The organism is Candidatus Symbiopectobacterium sp. NZEC151 (genome assembly GCF_025962655.1).
GTDB lineage: Bacteria > Pseudomonadota > Gammaproteobacteria > Enterobacterales > Enterobacteriaceae > Symbiopectobacterium.
The window spans coordinates 26367-41622 of the sequence record NZ_JAGFPE010000010.1 but is presented as its reverse complement, the minus strand read 5'-3'; the positions used below and the strand labels follow the sequence as shown (position 1 = coordinate 41622).

Sequence of the window (15256 nt, the reverse complement as noted above, 5' to 3'; positions counted from 1 at the left end):
CATGGCGCAACCTATCGATGTTATTTGCATTGGTGCCGCCATTGTCGATATCCCGTTACAGCCGGTGAGTAAAAATATCTTTGATGTTGACTCTTATCCTCTGGAGCGGATTGCCATGACGACCGGGGGGGATGCGATTAATGAAGCGACCATCCTTTCCCGGTTAGGGCATAAAACGGCGTTAAATAGCCGTATTGGTGACGATGCGCCGGGGCATTTTATTCTGGCTGCCTGCCGTCGGGAAAATATTGATATTCAGAGTTTGATGCTGGATACGCACATCGACACGTCGATTAATGTCGGCCTGGTGACGGAGGATGGTGAGCGCACCTTTGTCACCAACTGTAACGGCAGCTTGTGGAAGTTGAATATTGACGATGTGGATTTCTCCCGTTTTCCCGAGGCGAAATTACTGTCACTGGCCAGTATTTTTAATAGCCCGCTGTTGGAGGGTCAATCGCTGGTAAAAATCTTCCAGCAGGCCAAAGCGCATCATCTGACCCTCTGCGCGGATATGATTAAGCCGCGTCTGGGCGAGCGGCTGGAGGATATTCAGGACGCGCTGAGCTACGTGGATTACCTGTTTCCCAATTATGACGAAGCGCGGCTATTAACCGGGGAAAGCTCGCTGGACAGCATTGCCGATCGTTTTCTGGCGTGTGGCGTGAAAAACGTGGTGATTAAACACGGTAAAAACGGCTGCTTTATTAAAACGCGCACGGAATCGCTCTCGGTGCCAGCGGTGAAAGGCATTACGGCCATCGACACCATTGGTGCGGGTGACAACTTCGTTTCCGGGTTTATTTCCGGTGTGCTGGAAGGAAAAACCTTGCTGGAATGCGCGCGTTTTGCCAACGCCACGGCGGCGATTTCTGTATTAAGCGTCGGCGCAACAACCGGCGTGAAAAATCGAAAACTGGTTGAGCAATTGCTTGAAGAATATGAAGGGTAAGCAGTAATGAAAATGATACCGTTGGGTCGGACAGGGCTGGATATTTCACAAATCGGGTTGGGGACGTGGGCCATCGGTGGCGGCCCTGCGTGGAATGGCGACCTGGATTTACAGGTCTGTATCGATACCATTATTGAAGCGAATCGCTGCGGCATTAATTTGATCGATACCGCGCCGGGTTACAACTTTGGCAACAGTGAAACCATCGTTGGCAAAGCGCTGGGTTACCTGAAACGCGATCAAGTGATTGTCGAAACCAAATGCGGCATCGTGTGGGAGCGCGAAGGCAGCCTGTTTAATAAAGTGGGCGATCGGCAACTGTATAAAAACCTGTCGCCGGAATCTATCCGTGAGGAAATTGAGGCCAGCCTGCGGCGCTTAAACATTGAGGCTGTCGATATCTACATGACGCACTGGCAATCGGTGCCGCCGTATTTTACCCCGATCGCTGAAACCATGGACGCGCTCAATGCGTTGAAGAAAGAAGGGAAAATCAAGGCCATTGGTGCTGCCAATGTCGATGCCAGCCATATCGAAAGCTATTTGAAATATGGCGATCTCGATATTGTTCAGGCGAAATACAGCCTGCTGGACAGAGCGGTGGAACAGGATCTGCTGCCGCTGTGCCGCCATCATGGCATTGTGTTGCAGGTTTACTCTCCGTTAGAGCAAGGGCTGCTGACCGGGACCATTGCGCGCGATTATGTTCCCACCGGTGCGCGGGCCAACAAGCTGTGGTTCCAGCCGGGCAATATGACGCGAGTCATTGCTATGTTGGAACAATGGCAACCGTTGTGCCAGAAGTATCAGTGCTCCGTTCCCACACTGGCGCTGGCCTGGATCTTGGCTCAAAGCAACCTGATTTCTATTTTAAGCGGGGCCACATCACCGCAGCAGGTGCGTGAAAATGTGGAAGCGGCGAATATTCACCTCGAAGAGGGGGATGTGGCGCTGATGCGGGAAATGGCTGAAGCGTTGGATAAGTCACATTAATCGCGACAGTTACCTCTGTTTCAATATAAAAAGACATGATTTTTCTGTGATTCAGACATGTTTTTTTGAAAGTACATATGGTATGTGACATAATACGCAAATATCATGTTGTTAACGGAAACAGGGGTATTACTGTGGCAGCAAAAGATCGACTTCAATCGATAAAACAGATGGTCGCAAATGACAAGAAAGTCACCGTGACCCATTTGAGTCATCTTTTTCAAGTAACGGAAGAAACCATTCGTCGGGATCTCGAGAAATTAGAAGGTGAGGGATATCTCACCCGAACCTATGGCGGTGCGGTATTAAACGCCAGCAGCCTGACGGAGAATGTGCACTTCTATAAGAGAGCGAAATCTTTTATTGAAGAAAAACAGGCTATCGCATTAAACGCGCTGCCGTTTACCGAACACAAAACAACCATGGCTGCGGATTCCAGCACTACCGTGGTGGAATTATTAAAGCTGTTAAAGGAAAGGAACGACCTGACACTACTGACCAATTCAACAGAGGCCTTTCATGAATTGGCGCAGTCAGAAATCAATGTCGTTTCGACAGGCGGTGAGCTGAATAAAAATACGCTGTCGTTACAAGGACGCATTACCAAAGAAGTGATTGGAAAATATCACGTCGATATTATGGTGATGAGCTGTAAAGGATTGGATATGAACAGCGGTGCGCTTGATTCGAATGAAGCGGAAGCCGAAATCAAAAAGGCGATGATTCAGCAAGCCACCGAAGTGGCGCTGCTTATCGATCATTCGAAGTTTGATAAAAAGGCGTTCGTCAAGTTAGTGGATTTTAGTCATATAAATTACATTATAACCGATAAGACACCGGGCGATGAATGGGTTGATTTTTGCCATAAGAATAATATAAAACTGATATTTTGAATGTGTAAAATACGCATTCATTGAGCACATCGAGTGAATGTTATCTTATGCCTTGCGCATTGCCTGAGTGATTATTAATAAAAATAAGGCGATATACCCTACAGCGACAGAAATACTGATTGTCAGTTCTGACATCTTCTCTGTCGTTATACCCTAAATAATTCGAGTTGCAAGAAGGCGGCAAGTGAGTGAGTCCCGATGAGCTTACTCAGGTAAGTGATTCGGGTGAACGAACGCAGCCAACGCACAGGCAACTTGAAGTATGACGGTTATATCAGCCTTATATGACCAGGCAATGCACTGAGGCAATAACATGAAACATCATGATGGCATTGGCACGAGATTAGATCGTTTACCGGTATCTACGTTTCATTATCGTATTTTTGGCATTATTGGTTTTAGTTTATTACTGACCGGTTTTCTCAGTTATTCAGGCAATGTGGTGTTAGCCAAACTGGTTAGTAACGGTTGGTCTAACAACTACCTGAATGCGGCATTCACGTCCGCATTGATGCTGGGGTATTTTCTAGGTTCATTGTTGGGCGGTTTTATTGGCGACTGTCTTGGCAGACGCAAAGCGTTCCGCATGAATTTATTGATTGTCGGTATATCGGCGACGGCAGCAGCCTTTGTGCCGGATATGTATTGGTTGATTGTGTTTCGTTGTTTGATGGGGATTGGCATGGGGGCGTTGATTATGGTCGGCTATGCCTCTTTTGCCGAGTTTATTCCTGCCAGTATTCGCGGAAAATGGTCTGCTCGCCTCTCCTTTGTGGGCAATTGGGCCCCGATGTTGTCGGCGGCAATTGGGGTGGTGGTGATCTCCTACTTGAGCTGGCGCGTGATGTTTTTGATCGGCGGGTTAGGCATGCTGGCTGCCTGGTTCCTTTCGCGCGTCTATTTTATTGAATCACCGCGCTGGCTGGCGGGGAAGGGACACACCGATCTGGCGGAGAACAGTCTGCGCGATATTGAAAAAAGTATCGAGAATGAAAAGAAGATTAGCCTCAGACAACTCCCTACGGTAAATGCTGCTGATACCCCGATAAGTGAAGCGGGATCGTTTTGGGATCTGTTTAAAGGCACAATGTTAAGGCGAACCTGTGTCGCAATTACCGTACTGATTGCCATGAACATCTCTCTGTATACCATTACCGTGTGGATCCCCACCATATTTGTTAACTCCGGTATTGACGTCACTAAATCGATATTTATGACCGCTGTCATTATGATTGGCGCGCCTGTGGGGATTTTTTTCGCAACGTTGGTGATTGATAAGTTCCCACGCCGCCTGTTTGGTTCCGGCTTGCTAATTTTGATTGCGCTGCTGGGGTATTACTACTCCTTGCAGAAGAGCGAGTTTGGGATTATTTCCTGTGGGCTGGTGATGATTTTTTTCCTGTACATGTATGTCTGTTTTTCCTCCGCCGTTTATATTCCTGAGCTATGGCCTACCCATATGCGGCTGCGCGGCTCCGGTTTTGTCAATGCGGTGGGGCGCATCGTCGCGGTCTTTACCCCTTATGGCGTAGCAAGCTTATTAACGCACTATGGCTCAACCACGGTGTTTATCGTACTCGGGGTGCTGCTGGCTTGCTGCGCACTGATACTTTTCGTGTTTGGTATTGAAACGCGCATGGTATCGCTGGAAGAGATCACGCAGCTGTGAAGAGGGGCTCGCCCGGCGACGCCGGGCAAAGCACGGTAGGCGTTAATAGAAGGTTTTCTGCCCGGTGAAATGTCCCACCCATCCTGTCGGATTAGTGAAAATACGGATGGCGGTGAAGTCCGGTTGTGCGCCGCAGTCAAACCAGTGGCGGGTGTTGGCCGGAACGCGCAGCAGATCACCCGCTTCACAGGTTAAACGAAACACCTTGTCGCCCAGCGGAACGAAGAACGTGCCGCTACCCGTGACAAAAAAGCGCACCTCGTCTTCGCTGTGGGTATGTTCCTGCAAAAACTTCTCGCGCAGCGCCTGTTTGTCGGGGTGATCCGGCGTAATGCGGATCACATCGGCGGCGGTGTAACCCTCTTGCAGTTTGAGGCGCTCAATATCCTGCTGAAAATGAGTGAGCAGTGTGTCACTGTCCACCGTTGCGGGCAGCGAGCCAATCTCCCAGCGTTCGAGCTGGATTCCGGCACCCGCCAGCAGCTCGGCGATATCGCCGAAGGCGGCCAGTTGCTCAGCGGGCTGTGCCGTGTGCGGCAGTTGAAATATGGATAATGTGGTCATGGGCGTTCTCCGCAAAAGAGGTAGACCATAACCATTCTCTTTACAGGGATAAATCGCAAGACGAATTATTTATAACTTATGCAGTCAGGTTGTTTATTATTATGATTTTGTTAATTTTATTTCGCTTTGGTTAACCGCGGGATGAACGTTAGTACGATGGCCAGCGTCGCCAGCGTCAAGATCACGCCACCGTATACATAGGTGGTGGCGATCAACCCCAGATGCTGCGTCAGGTAGCCTGCAATGATGGCGGGTACGCTGTTTGCCAAATAGCTTTCGATGTAGAACACGGCGGTGAGGCCGGCGCGTTCGTGTGGCTTTGCCAGCGGAAGCACGCTACGCAGCGCACCGAGGAATGCCATGCCAAACCCCAACCCGGTGATACATGCCCCCGCCAGCAGCCAACCGGTGCTGGCGCGATGGACCGCGAACAGCATCAGCGTCATGCCGACAATCAGGCAGAGCGCGCCCGCGCGCAGTGTCGGTGTGGCGGCAGTGCGCCGCGCCAGCAGAATCGCCACCGCACCGCTTAGCGTCAGGGCTGCGACGGATATGCCGCTCAGCCAAGGGGAAACCGCAGGCGTATTTTGCGCCAGCAACGAGGGCATCAGCGAGAGATAGAACCCGCCCACCATCCACACCGCGACGTTGCCCGGCATCACGCGCCAAAAAGCGGTTCTGGCCTGCGGCGGCACGGCAACGCTCGGGCGCAGGCTGGCCCAGGCACCGCTGCGACGTAGGCCGGTTTCCGGCGTGCACGCCAGACCGATCAACAGCAGCACAAATACGCCGAGCAGCAGCAGATAGCCGCTGTGGAGCGGTGCCAGTTGATACGCCAGCAGGGCGCAACTCAGCATTGCACCGGCGGCCATACCGGTCAGCGGTGCAATGCTGTTGACCAGCGATCCGCGTTCGGGATGCACATCCAGCAGAGCGGCACCCACCGCAGCGGTTGCCAGCCCGGTGGCAAAGCCCTGTACGATGCGTGCGGCGACGAGCCCATAAGGATGCGATGCAAAGAGAAAACAGAGCATGGCGGCGATGTTAAGCAGCAGCGCGGCGGCAATCACCGGGCGTCGCCCCACGTGATCGGAAAGTCGGCCAGCGATCAACAGGGCGAACAGCAGGGCAAAGGCATAGGCTGCGAAGATGACGGTAAGCAGCGTCGCGGAAAATCCCCAATCGTGCTGATACAGTCGGTAGAGCGGCGTCGGCACGCTGGAGGCCGCCATAAAAGCGATCAGCGTGAGGCTATGTAATGCGAGCGTGAGTGCATCGCGCCGGGTTGTGGCGCGTATCACGGTATTGCTGATCACCGTCATGGCGTGTCCTGTGGTATAAAAGCTAAGATTATGCGTTAACAACGCTACAGCGATTTCCCCACTAAAGCAAATATTTTGCTTTAGTGGTATCAATAAACGTTTTTTGTTCGATCTGGGAGCAACAGATGGCGATCACACAAGGTGTGCGGCCGGGGGGGCGCAGCGCGCGAGTACAGGCGGCGATTCACCAGGCGGTGCGCGAATTGGAGCAGGAGATGGGGCGTCAGGCGCTCACTATTCCCGCCATTGCGACACGCGCGGGGGTAACACCGTCTACGCTTTATCGGCGCTGGGGGGATTTGCCCCAACTGCTGGCCGATGTGGCGGTGGAGAAACTGCGTCCGGATGCCGAGCCGCAGGATACCGGTTCTTTCACCGGCGATCTTGAGATCTGGCTGAATACCTACATCGAAGAGATGGCTTCGGAGCCGGGCCGGGCGATGCTGCGCGATGTGTTGGGCACGCCGGGGCATGAAAGCTCGGGCAAGTGCGCCGGTTTCACCGCGCAGCAGTTGGAGGTGATGCGTGAGCGCGCACTGGCGCGACACGAAGCGCCAGCCAGCGCACAACAGATAATTGAGCGCATCATTGCGCCCCTGATGTACCGCATTTTATTCACCTGCGAGACGCCCACGCCGCAGGATATTCAGCGATTGCTGGTGGCATTGGCTACGCCGTCGGAACAGGCGTAGCCGTGCGACATCAGGCGTTGTCTCCCGATAGCGCCTGATGCAGATCGGCGATCAGATCCTCTGCATTCTCGATGCCGACCGAGAGGCGAATCAGCTGTGGTGTAATGCCTTTCTCCAAGCGTTTTTCCAACGGCACCGATGCATGAGTCATGGCGTAGGGTTGGCTGATTAAGCTCTCCACGCCGCCGAGGCTCTCCGCCAGCGTAAAGATTTTAGTGCGCTGAATCACTCGGCGGGCGCGATCTTCATCCCCTTTCAGACGCACCGAGATCATGCCGCCAGGCGCTGCCATCTGGCGCTGGGCCAGTTCGTACTGCGGATGACTGAGCAATCCCGGATAATAAACCTGTTCGACCTGCGGCTGCTGTTCCAGCCAGCGTGCCAGCGTGAGGGCATTCTCACTGTGACGTTGAATGCGTAGCGCCAGGGTGCGGATACCGCGCAGCGTGAGAAAGCTGCTGAAGGGATCGAGCACGCCGCCAACCGCATTGTGCAGGTAGGCCAGTCTGGCTGCCAGCTCGCGGTTGTTGCCCACCACGGCCAGCCCGGCGATCACGTCGGAGTGACCGTTCAAATACTTGGTGGCAGAATGCACCACAATGTCGAACCCCAGATCGAGCGGGCGTTGCAGCACCGGTGAGGCAAAGGTGTTATCGGCAACGCTAATCAGGTTGTGGCGCTGGGCAATCGCGGCGATCGCGGCCAGATCGGCCAGCTTTAGCAGCGGGTTGGTGGGGGTTTCCACCCAAATAAGCCGGGTTTGCGGCGTAACCGCGCGCTCCAGCGCTGCGCTGTCGCCCGGTTCCACATAGCTTACGCTCAGGCCAGCGCTGCGCTTACGCACGTTTTCCAGCAGACGCCAGGTGCCGCCGTACAGATCGTCCACGGCGACGATATGGCTGCCGTGATCGAGCAATTCCAATACCGTGGCGCTGGCGGCCAGGCCGGAGGCAAAGGCATAGCCCTGCGTGCCGTTCTCCAGGCTGGCAATGGCGGACTCCAGTGCGGCGCGAGTCGGGTTGCCACTGCGCGAGTATTCATAGCCAGCGTGCTCTCCGGGCGCGGTCTGGGCAAAGGTCGAGGTGGCATAGATGGCTGGCATCACGGCGCCGGTAGCGTCGGGCGTGTAGCCTGCGTGTACGGTCAGGGTATCAAAACGGCTCATGGTAAATTCCTTAGCAGCGGGCAAATATCAGTTCAGGGTGTGACGCCAATGGTTCAGCACATCGGTACGGGTGATCAGGCCGAGAAAGCGATCGCCATCCACGATCACTGCGACGTGGCCGCGATCGAAGGTGCTTAACAAGGCATCGTGAGACGCGGTATAAGCCAGCGTCTGCACGTGGCGCGACATCGCATCGCGCACGCGGCGTGCGAAAGGACGGCTGTCCTGTTTGACGCTGTTGAGCAGATCCCACTCGTCGAGAATGCCGACCAGATGATCGTTCTCCAGCACGGGCAACTGTGAAATGTCGTACAGACGCATACGCGCGTGAGCCACTGCCAGCGTATCGTCGGGCGTGACAGCGACGGTTGCGCGATCGTCGTGGCGATAGGTAATGAGATCGCGCAGATCGCCAAGGTGTGGGCGTTGGATCAGCCCTTGCTCCAGCAGCCAATAGTCGTTAAACATTTTCGACAGGTATTTGTTGCCGCTGTCGCACACCAGCGTTGCCACGCGTTTCGGCTCAGACTGTGCCTGACAGTAGCGCAATGCGGCAGACAGCAAGGTGCCGCTGGAGGAGCCAGCCAGAACACCTTCCAAACGCAGCAGATCGCGGGCGCTGGCAAAGGCGTCTGCATCGCTGATGGCGTAGGCGTGTCTGACCTGCCGAAAATCCGCCAGTGGCGGCACGAAGTCTTCACCGATACCTTCCACGCGCCAGCTTCCTGCTTCGCCGTAATCACCGCGCTGCACATAGTCTGTCAGGATCGAACCTTGTGGATCGGCCAGCACAAATTCGGTATCGGGAGAAACGTCTGCAAAATAGCGTGCCAGCCCGCCCAGGGTGCCGCCGGACCCAACGCCGACCACCACGGCATCGACCTGCTCATCCATTTGTCGCCACAGTTCCGGTCCGGTACTGCGATAGTGAGCTAACGGGTTGGCCGGATTGTTGAATTGATCGATGTAGTACGCATCAGGCTGGCTGTGCGCCAGACGCTGTGCATAGTCCTGATAGTAGTCGGGATGTCCCTTGGCGACATCGGAACGGGTTAACAGCACTTCGGCCCCGAGTGCACGCAGGTGGAAAATCTTCTCGCGGCTCATTTTGTCCGGCACCACCAGCACCAGACGATACCCTTTTTGCGCGGCGACCAGTGCCAGCCCCAGACCAGTATTGCCCGCGGTGGCCTCAATGATGGTCGCACCCGGTTTCAACCTGCCTTGCTGTTCTGCCTCTTCGATCATTGCCAGCGCCACGCGATCCTTGATGGATCCACCTGGATTTTGATTTTCCAGCTTGACGAACAGGCGGCACGGGCCGGTATCAAATTGGGTCAGTTCCAGCAGCGGCGTATTGCCAATAAGCGAGAGTACGGACGTTGGCGCAGCCATCGTTTATCTCCTCAATCCTGAAAGCTGCATCTTACTTTCTGCGTTAAAGGGGAATTAAATAAATAAAAATCCCATGAATATGCACTTTCCTGATATAAAACTCTGTTTTGGCCGTAAGGATGTGTGAAAGGATAGCGGTGTAGACGGATATACCGTTGTTTTTCTGCGGGTGTTATCCCAAAGCTAAAGCGCTGCTTAACTTTGCCACTCTTTGTATTTTACCCGTCGCTACAATTCAGGATTAATAGCATCAGATGTCGAAAAATATCTCAGACTGATGACAATGTCCGTTGTTAGGTGAAGTGCGGCGATGGGGTCGTAGCGGCGTAAGCCGCCGGAGTGCCCCTCGTTGCGATTCGCCGGGAAACTCGGACATGCCTAAAAGGGATTGTCTGCAATCTCAGATGTCGAAAAACATCAGTTTCTTTACTTTGTGCTGATAGGGGCGTTGCGCTGGTACCGGTGAACGCTCTGCAATCACTCCGCTTCCTGATGAGGTGAACCATGACGGGCTATCGCTGTTGTTGCTGCTCCTGCATTTATTTTCCGGTTGAGCATGGAATAATTAATGGAGTACGCAATGAGTACCATAAACAGATTACCTCTCCTTGATTTATCACACCTGCACGGCAACCCCGAGCAGCGGCGGGCTTTTTTAACCTCGCTCAATGAAGCCGCCCGCGATGTCGGTTTCTTTTATCTCACCCACCACGGTATTCCCGAAACGCTACAGCAGCAGTTGCAGCAGCAGGCACGCGCTTTCTTTGCCTTGCCTGATGATGAAAAACAGCACGTTGCCATGATCCATTCTCCCCATTTTCGCGGCTACAACCGTGCCGGGGCAGAATTGACGCGCAACCAGCCCGACTGGCGCGAGCAGTTTGACATTGGCGCTGAGCGCGCCGCCCTGCAATTGACCCCACAGGATCCACGCTGGTGGCAGTTACAAGGTCCCAATTTGTGGCCGGAAGCGCAGCCTGCACTGAAAACCACGCTGCTGACCTGGCAACAAGCGATGACCGCTATGGCCCAGCAGTTACTGCGTGCTTTTGCTGAGGCGCTGGCGTTAGCGCCACACACCTTTGATGCACTGTACGGTGAAAAGCCCAACGAACACATCAAGCTGATTCGTTATCCGGGGCAATCGGCGCAGGGCAGCCAGCAAGGTGTGGGCGCACACAAGGATTCAGGCTTCCTGAGCTTCCTGTTGCAGGATGAGCAGGCCGGTTTACAGGTCGAGGTGGCTCCCGATCGCTGGATTGATGCGCCGCCGCTGCCGGGTTCTTTCGTCGTGAATATTGGCGAACTGCTGGAACTGGCAACCAATGGCTATTTGCGTGCCACGGTGCACCGTGTGGTCTCACCGCCAGCCGGGCAGGAGCGCCTCTCCATTGCGTTCTTCCTCGGCGCACAGTTGGATGCGGTGGTACCGGTGTATCAACTGCCTCCACAGGTGGCGCGTCTGGCGCAAGGGCCTACCAGCGATCCACACAATCCGTTGTTGCGTGATGTGGGCTGGAACTACCTAAAAGGGCGGCTGCGTTCGCACCCTGATGTTGCACAGCGTTATTACGCCGATGTGGTAGCGAAAGCGGAACTCGCCGCTCACTGACGCTTTTCTATACCCCAATACTTAAAACGAAGCGATAAAAGGAAGCCTGTATGAATAAGCGTGTCGCATTTTTTGTCAGCAGTGTTGCATTGGCCGTTAGCGTGACCTTCTCTGCCTCCGCGTCGCAGGCGCTGCGCGTGGCTGCCGATCCGGTGCCCCACAGTGAGATCCTGGCACAGGTGCAGAAAATTGATCCCCAAAACTCACTGAAAGTGATCGAGCTGACCAGCGGCGTTAACGCCAACGAACTGCTGGCGCATGGTGATGTGGATGCCAACTATTTCCAACACGTGCCCTATCTGCGCGATCAGGAAAAAGCGTTAGGGAAACAGTTTGTGGTTGCCGCTACCGTGCACGTGGAGCCGTTGGGCGTTTACTCACGTAAGCACAAAAGCTTTAGCGACGTGCCAGAAGGCGGCACGGTAGCCGTACCGAACAATGTCACCAACCTCAGCCGCGCGCTCTATCTATTACAAAGCCAGGGGCTGGTGAAACTGAAACCGGGCTACAGCGATCCCGCCAAGGATAAGGCAACACCGAAAGATATCGCGGAAAATCCGAAGAAGCTGAAGATCAAAGAAGTGGAAGCGGCGCAGATCCCGCGCTCGCTGGACGATGTCGATCTGGCGGTGATCAACGGCAACTATGCGCTGGAAGCGGGGCTGGTTCCGGCCAAGGATGCGTTGGGATTAGAACGCGCAGAGCATAACCCGTATGCCAACATATTGGTGACGACGCCCGCCCTGCAAAACGATCCGCGCATTAAAAAGCTGGCGGCCGATCTGGAATCCAAAGCCATCGCAGATTTTATTACGCAGCGCTATAACGGCTCGGTGATCCCGGTGGCGAGCAAGCAGCCATGATCGTCATCGAACAATTGGGAAAACGTTATCCAGGGTGCGATCGTCCGGCATTGGATGACGTGTCGCTGACGATTCCCGAGGGTTCTGTTTATGGCATTTTGGGGCGTAGCGGTGCGGGCAAAAGCTCGCTGCTGCGCTGTCTTAATCTGCTAGAACGGCCCTCATCGGGCCGGATTGTGGTGGATGGCGAAGACATTACGTCACTCTCTTCACGGGCGTTGCGCCAGCACCGGCTGCGCACCAGCATGATTTTTCAGCACTTCAACCTGCTGCATGCGCGTAATGTGCATGACAACGTCGCCGTTCCGCTTGAGATAGCCGGGGTGGCGCGCCACGAGCGTGAAACGCGGGTAAGCGCATTGCTGGAATGGGTGGGGCTCAGTGACAAAGCGCGCGCCTTTCCCTCGCAGTTATCCGGTGGGCAGCAACAGCGTGTCGGTATTGCGCGTGCGTTGGCGGCAAAGCCGAGGTATTTGCTGTGTGACGAGGCGACCAGCGCGCTCGATCCTGAAACCACAGCATCGGTGTTGGCGCTACTGGCAGATATCAACCGTCAGTTGGGTGTGACGATCGTGTTGATCACGCACGAACTGGCGGTGGTAAAAGCCATTTGCGATCACGCTGCGCTGATGGAGCAAGGCCAGATCGTGGAAAGCGGGGCGCTGTCGACGCTGCTCGCGACGCCGGATTCACAGCTACGCAGAGCGTTGCTGCCTGATTATGCGGCAGAACAGGCATTTCTTCGCCGTCACGGCGTCGTCGAGGGGAGTACCTTATGCAGGGTCGCCTGAGTTGGGATGAATTTATTGCGCTGATGTGGGATGCCACATTAGAGACTGGGTACATGGTGGGTGTGGCAGCGCTGTTTACCGTGCTGATTGGCCTGCCGTTGGGCGTGGTGCTGTTTATCACGCGACCTGACGGGGTTGCGCCATTGCCCTGGCTAAACCGGGGGCTGGGCGCGGTGATCAACGTTGGCCGATCGTTACCGTTTGTGGTGTTGTTGATTGCGCTGATCCCGTTGACCCGTCTGATCGTGGGCACCACGCTTGGGAGTACGGCGGCGATCGTACCGATCACCATCGGGGCTTTTCCCTTTTTTGCCCGTGTAGTGGAAAATGCGCTGGATGAGGTTGAGCGTGGGCGTATCGAGGCGATCCAGTCAATGGGCGGATCGCTCTGGCACGTGATCGGCAAAGTGTTGCTGCCAGAAGCGCTGCCAACCCTCCTGGCAGGCGTGACCTTAACGGTGGTGTTGTTGATCGGATTCTCTTCCATGGCGGGCGTGATCGGCGGCGGCGGGTTGGGCGATCTGGCGATCCGCTACGGCTATCAGCGTTTTAACGATCAGGTAATGGTGGGTACGGTGGTGGTATTGGTGATTTTGGTACAAGGCGTACAATCGATCGGCGATCGTCTGGTGCGTGCCTTGGCGCATCGACGATGATCCGATCGTTGGTGTGGCGCAAGATCGTTTCTGTGATTATATTTTAGGCGTTTAATCGCAGATGAAAGATAAATCGCTTGTGCTCCGAGACTAACCAGTCCACAATTGCGTCCCGCTCGCGTAGTAGGCTATTTTTTGTGCAGCGTATTTTCAGGCGTCAAAGTGTTTACTCCTCTCTTTTGCGTTTCATGTAATATAAAATCTCATAATTTTCTTAACAGACTTATCCACAGGCTGCGCTTTGCTTGCATAAAATGATCTGTGGCAAGATTGTCAAAAGTATATTTATATCTTATTGATATTTATTGATAAAAATAACTTATCAAAATGTTAAGGCGATCACTTGCACTTTCTTCATGGATTGATTGGCAAGGAGTTTTATATTTATGCACAGGGCGGGCCAGGATGATATGACCGGCTGGAAACACCTCAGGCATCGCGCGGTAGTCCTTTTTCAATAGCACGAATAAGCCGTTTTTTCTGCGGCAACTGCACGTCGATAGATTGAGCGGCACGGCGTGCCAATTGCTGCTCAATCGCCCAGTGAATATGCTCATCGATCAGCGCGCTCTGCCCGAGTCGCGCTTGTAAGGCTAGCACAACATTTTCCTCATAGGGGGCATTCCCCAGCGCCACGGCGATATTGCGCAACCAGCGCTCGTGGCCGATGCGGCGGATGGCTGAACCTTCCGTGATGCGCAGAAATTTTGCCTCATCCCACCCAAACAGATCCAGTAACGCAGGCGTATGCAGCGCGGCGCGCGGGCTAAAATCATCTTCATCGGTAAGCTGGGAAAAACGGTTCCAGGGGCAAATCAGTTGGCAATCATCACAACCGTAGATACGGTTGCCCATCAGCGGGCGAAATGCTTCGGGGATAACGCCTTCCAGCTCAATGGTCAGGTAGGAGATGCAGCGTCGGGCATCTACGGTGTAAGGCGCGACGATGGCCCCGGTCGGGCAGGTTGTCATGCAAGCAACGCAGCGTCCGCACTGTTCTTCCAGCGGTTGATCGACCGGCAATGGCAGATCGATAAGCAGTTCCCCGAGGAAAAACCAGGAGCCCGCTTCGCGATTGAGGATCAGTGAGTGTTTACCCACCCAACCCAGCCCAGCCTTGGCCGCCAACGGGCGTTCCATAATCGGTGCAGAATCGACGAAGGGGCGAAATTGCAGGCTGCCGCAATGTTCCTGTATCCGCTCACCCAACTTTTTCAGCCGCTGGCGCAACAGTTTGTGGTAATCACGCCCCAGCGCGTAACGGCTAACGTAACCGAGCGTCGGGTTGTTCAGGGTTTTGGCGAAGGCCGCTTTGGCGGGCAGATAGTTCATGCGCACGCTGATAACGCGCAGCGTGCCGGGCAACAGCTCATGAGGGCGCGCACGCAGCATACCGTGGCGCGCCATCCACGCCATTTCACCGTGGTACTGCTTATCCAGCCACGCCTGAAGCCGTGGCTCTTCGTGGGAAAGGTCGGTATCGCAGATCCCTACCTGCTGAAAGCCCAATTCACGTCCCCACTGTTTGATGTGCTGGGCGAGTTGGTTAAGGTCGTAGGGATAAGTCATGAGGAACCGTATCGAAGAGATAAACGGTCTTATTTTATCACATCGTCTGACGGACGTCTGTGCGCTGAAAGCACCGGTGCCATGCGACATTTATCCTATCGGTTTCTGGCAGCCGGTTTC

At 54.5% G+C, this 15256-nt stretch carries 14 protein-coding genes; 9 read left to right on the top strand and 5 right to left on the bottom strand.

Annotation, left to right across the window (positions count from 1 at the left end; all coding sequences use genetic code 11):
* Window position 1: 1 nt before the first annotated feature.
* From J5067_RS22045 to J5067_RS22030, 4 genes are all read left to right on the top strand, one after another.
* Window positions 2-952, top strand: a complete 951-nt coding sequence (locus tag J5067_RS22045) for a carbohydrate kinase family protein (protein ID WP_264652023.1) — start codon at window positions 2-4, stop codon at window positions 950-952.
* Between the two features lie 6 nt (window positions 953-958).
* Window positions 959-1945: an aldo/keto reductase gene (locus tag J5067_RS22040; RefSeq protein ID WP_264644442.1), complete on the top strand. Its 987-nt coding sequence runs from the start codon at window positions 959-961 to the stop codon at window positions 1943-1945.
* Between the two features lie 134 nt (window positions 1946-2079).
* The gene (locus J5067_RS22035) at window positions 2080-2838 is read left to right on the top strand and encodes a DeoR/GlpR family DNA-binding transcription regulator (RefSeq protein ID WP_264627993.1); all 759 of its coding nucleotides are present in this window, start codon (window positions 2080-2082) and stop codon (window positions 2836-2838) included.
* A 313-nt stretch (window positions 2839-3151) separates the two neighbouring features.
* On the top strand, window positions 3152-4507 hold the full coding sequence (locus J5067_RS22030) for an MFS transporter (RefSeq protein ID WP_264644443.1): 1356 nt from the start codon (window positions 3152-3154) through the stop codon (window positions 4505-4507).
* A 42-nt stretch (window positions 4508-4549) separates the two neighbouring features.
* On the opposite strand, the gene J5067_RS22025 is transcribed toward J5067_RS22030, so the two are convergent.
* Both J5067_RS22025 and J5067_RS22020 read right to left on the bottom strand, forming a co-directional pair.
* Window positions 4550-5071 carry an acireductone dioxygenase gene (locus J5067_RS22025; RefSeq protein ID WP_264644444.1) on the bottom strand — a complete coding sequence of 174 codons (522 nt, stop codon included), beginning with the start codon at window positions 5069-5071 and terminating at the stop codon, window positions 4550-4552.
* 116 nt (window positions 5072-5187) lie between these two features.
* Window positions 5188-6393, bottom strand: a complete 1206-nt coding sequence (locus tag J5067_RS22020; RefSeq protein WP_264652022.1) for an MFS transporter — start codon at window positions 6391-6393, stop codon at window positions 5188-5190.
* 125 nt (window positions 6394-6518) lie between these two features.
* Between J5067_RS22020 and J5067_RS22015 the strand changes: the two genes are divergently transcribed.
* Window positions 6519-7085 carry a TetR/AcrR family transcriptional regulator gene (locus J5067_RS22015; RefSeq protein WP_264628040.1) on the top strand — a complete coding sequence of 189 codons (567 nt, stop codon included), beginning with the start codon at window positions 6519-6521 and terminating at the stop codon, window positions 7083-7085.
* Window positions 7086-7095: 10 nt separating this feature from the next.
* On the opposite strand, the gene J5067_RS22010 is transcribed toward J5067_RS22015, so the two are convergent.
* Together J5067_RS22010 and J5067_RS22005 are read right to left on the bottom strand one after the other, a co-directional pair.
* Window positions 7096-8250, bottom strand: a complete 1155-nt coding sequence (locus J5067_RS22010) for a PLP-dependent aspartate aminotransferase family protein (RefSeq protein ID WP_264652021.1) — start codon at window positions 8248-8250, stop codon at window positions 7096-7098.
* A 27-nt stretch (window positions 8251-8277) separates the two neighbouring features.
* Complete coding sequence (locus J5067_RS22005) at window positions 8278-9645, bottom strand: cystathionine beta-synthase (RefSeq protein ID WP_264652020.1); 1368 nt, start codon at window positions 9643-9645, stop codon at window positions 8278-8280.
* A 580-nt stretch (window positions 9646-10225) separates the two neighbouring features.
* Here J5067_RS22005 and J5067_RS22000 point away from each other — a divergent pair.
* From J5067_RS22000 to J5067_RS21985, 4 genes are read left to right on the top strand one after another with little or no spacing between them, the layout of a single operon-like run.
* The gene (locus tag J5067_RS22000; protein ID WP_264644449.1) at window positions 10226-11257 is read left to right on the top strand and encodes an isopenicillin N synthase family oxygenase; all 1032 of its coding nucleotides are present in this window, start codon (window positions 10226-10228) and stop codon (window positions 11255-11257) included.
* A 50-nt stretch (window positions 11258-11307) separates the two neighbouring features.
* Window positions 11308-12120: a MetQ/NlpA family ABC transporter substrate-binding protein gene (locus J5067_RS21995; protein WP_264652019.1), complete on the top strand. Its 813-nt coding sequence runs from the start codon at window positions 11308-11310 to the stop codon at window positions 12118-12120.
* A complete protein-coding gene (locus J5067_RS21990; protein WP_264644451.1) occupies window positions 12117-12911 on the top strand; it encodes a methionine ABC transporter ATP-binding protein in 795 nt (264 codons plus the stop codon). Before J5067_RS21995 ends, J5067_RS21990 begins: the two co-directional genes overlap by 4 nt.
* Window positions 12896-13567 carry a methionine ABC transporter permease gene (locus J5067_RS21985; RefSeq protein WP_264644452.1) on the top strand — a complete coding sequence of 224 codons (672 nt, stop codon included), beginning with the start codon at window positions 12896-12898 and terminating at the stop codon, window positions 13565-13567. Before J5067_RS21990 ends, J5067_RS21985 begins: the two co-directional genes overlap by 16 nt.
* Before the next feature lie 429 nt (window positions 13568-13996).
* Here the strand turns inward: J5067_RS21985 and queG are convergent, their stop codons facing one another.
* On the bottom strand, window positions 13997-15136 hold the full coding sequence (queG, locus tag J5067_RS21980; protein WP_264644453.1) for a tRNA epoxyqueuosine(34) reductase QueG: 1140 nt from the start codon (window positions 15134-15136) through the stop codon (window positions 13997-13999).
* Window positions 15137-15256 lie beyond the last annotated feature (120 nt).

Bases quoted from the DNA above. Each gene is read 5' to 3' on its own strand.
- J5067_RS22045 (WP_264652023.1), top strand. From the start codon at position 2: ATGGCGCAACCTATCGATGTTATTTGCATTGGTGCCGCCATTGTCGAT.
- J5067_RS22040 (WP_264644442.1), top strand. From the start codon at position 959: ATGAAAATGATACCGTTGGGTCGGACAGGGCTGGATATTTCACAAATC.
- J5067_RS22030 (WP_264644443.1), top strand. From the start codon at position 3,152: ATGAAACATCATGATGGCATTGGCACGAGATTAGATCGTTTACCGGTA.
- J5067_RS22025 (WP_264644444.1), bottom strand. From the start codon at position 5,071: ATGACCACATTATCCATATTTCAACTGCCGCACACGGCACAGCCCGCT.
- J5067_RS22020 (WP_264652022.1), bottom strand. From the start codon at position 6,393: ATGACGGTGATCAGCAATACCGTGATACGCGCCACAACCCGGCGCGAT.
- J5067_RS22015 (WP_264628040.1), top strand. From the start codon at position 6,519: ATGGCGATCACACAAGGTGTGCGGCCGGGGGGGCGCAGCGCGCGAGTA.
- J5067_RS22010 (WP_264652021.1), bottom strand. From the start codon at position 8,250: ATGAGCCGTTTTGATACCCTGACCGTACACGCAGGCTACACGCCCGAC.
- J5067_RS22005 (WP_264652020.1), bottom strand. From the start codon at position 9,645: ATGGCTGCGCCAACGTCCGTACTCTCGCTTATTGGCAATACGCCGCTG.
- J5067_RS22000 (WP_264644449.1), top strand. From the start codon at position 10,226: ATGAGTACCATAAACAGATTACCTCTCCTTGATTTATCACACCTGCAC.
- J5067_RS21995 (WP_264652019.1), top strand. From the start codon at position 11,308: ATGAATAAGCGTGTCGCATTTTTTGTCAGCAGTGTTGCATTGGCCGTT.
- J5067_RS21990 (WP_264644451.1), top strand. From the start codon at position 12,117: ATGATCGTCATCGAACAATTGGGAAAACGTTATCCAGGGTGCGATCGT.
- J5067_RS21985 (WP_264644452.1), top strand. From the start codon at position 12,896: ATGCAGGGTCGCCTGAGTTGGGATGAATTTATTGCGCTGATGTGGGAT.
- queG (WP_264644453.1), bottom strand. From the start codon at position 15,136: ATGACTTATCCCTACGACCTTAACCAACTCGCCCAGCACATCAAACAG.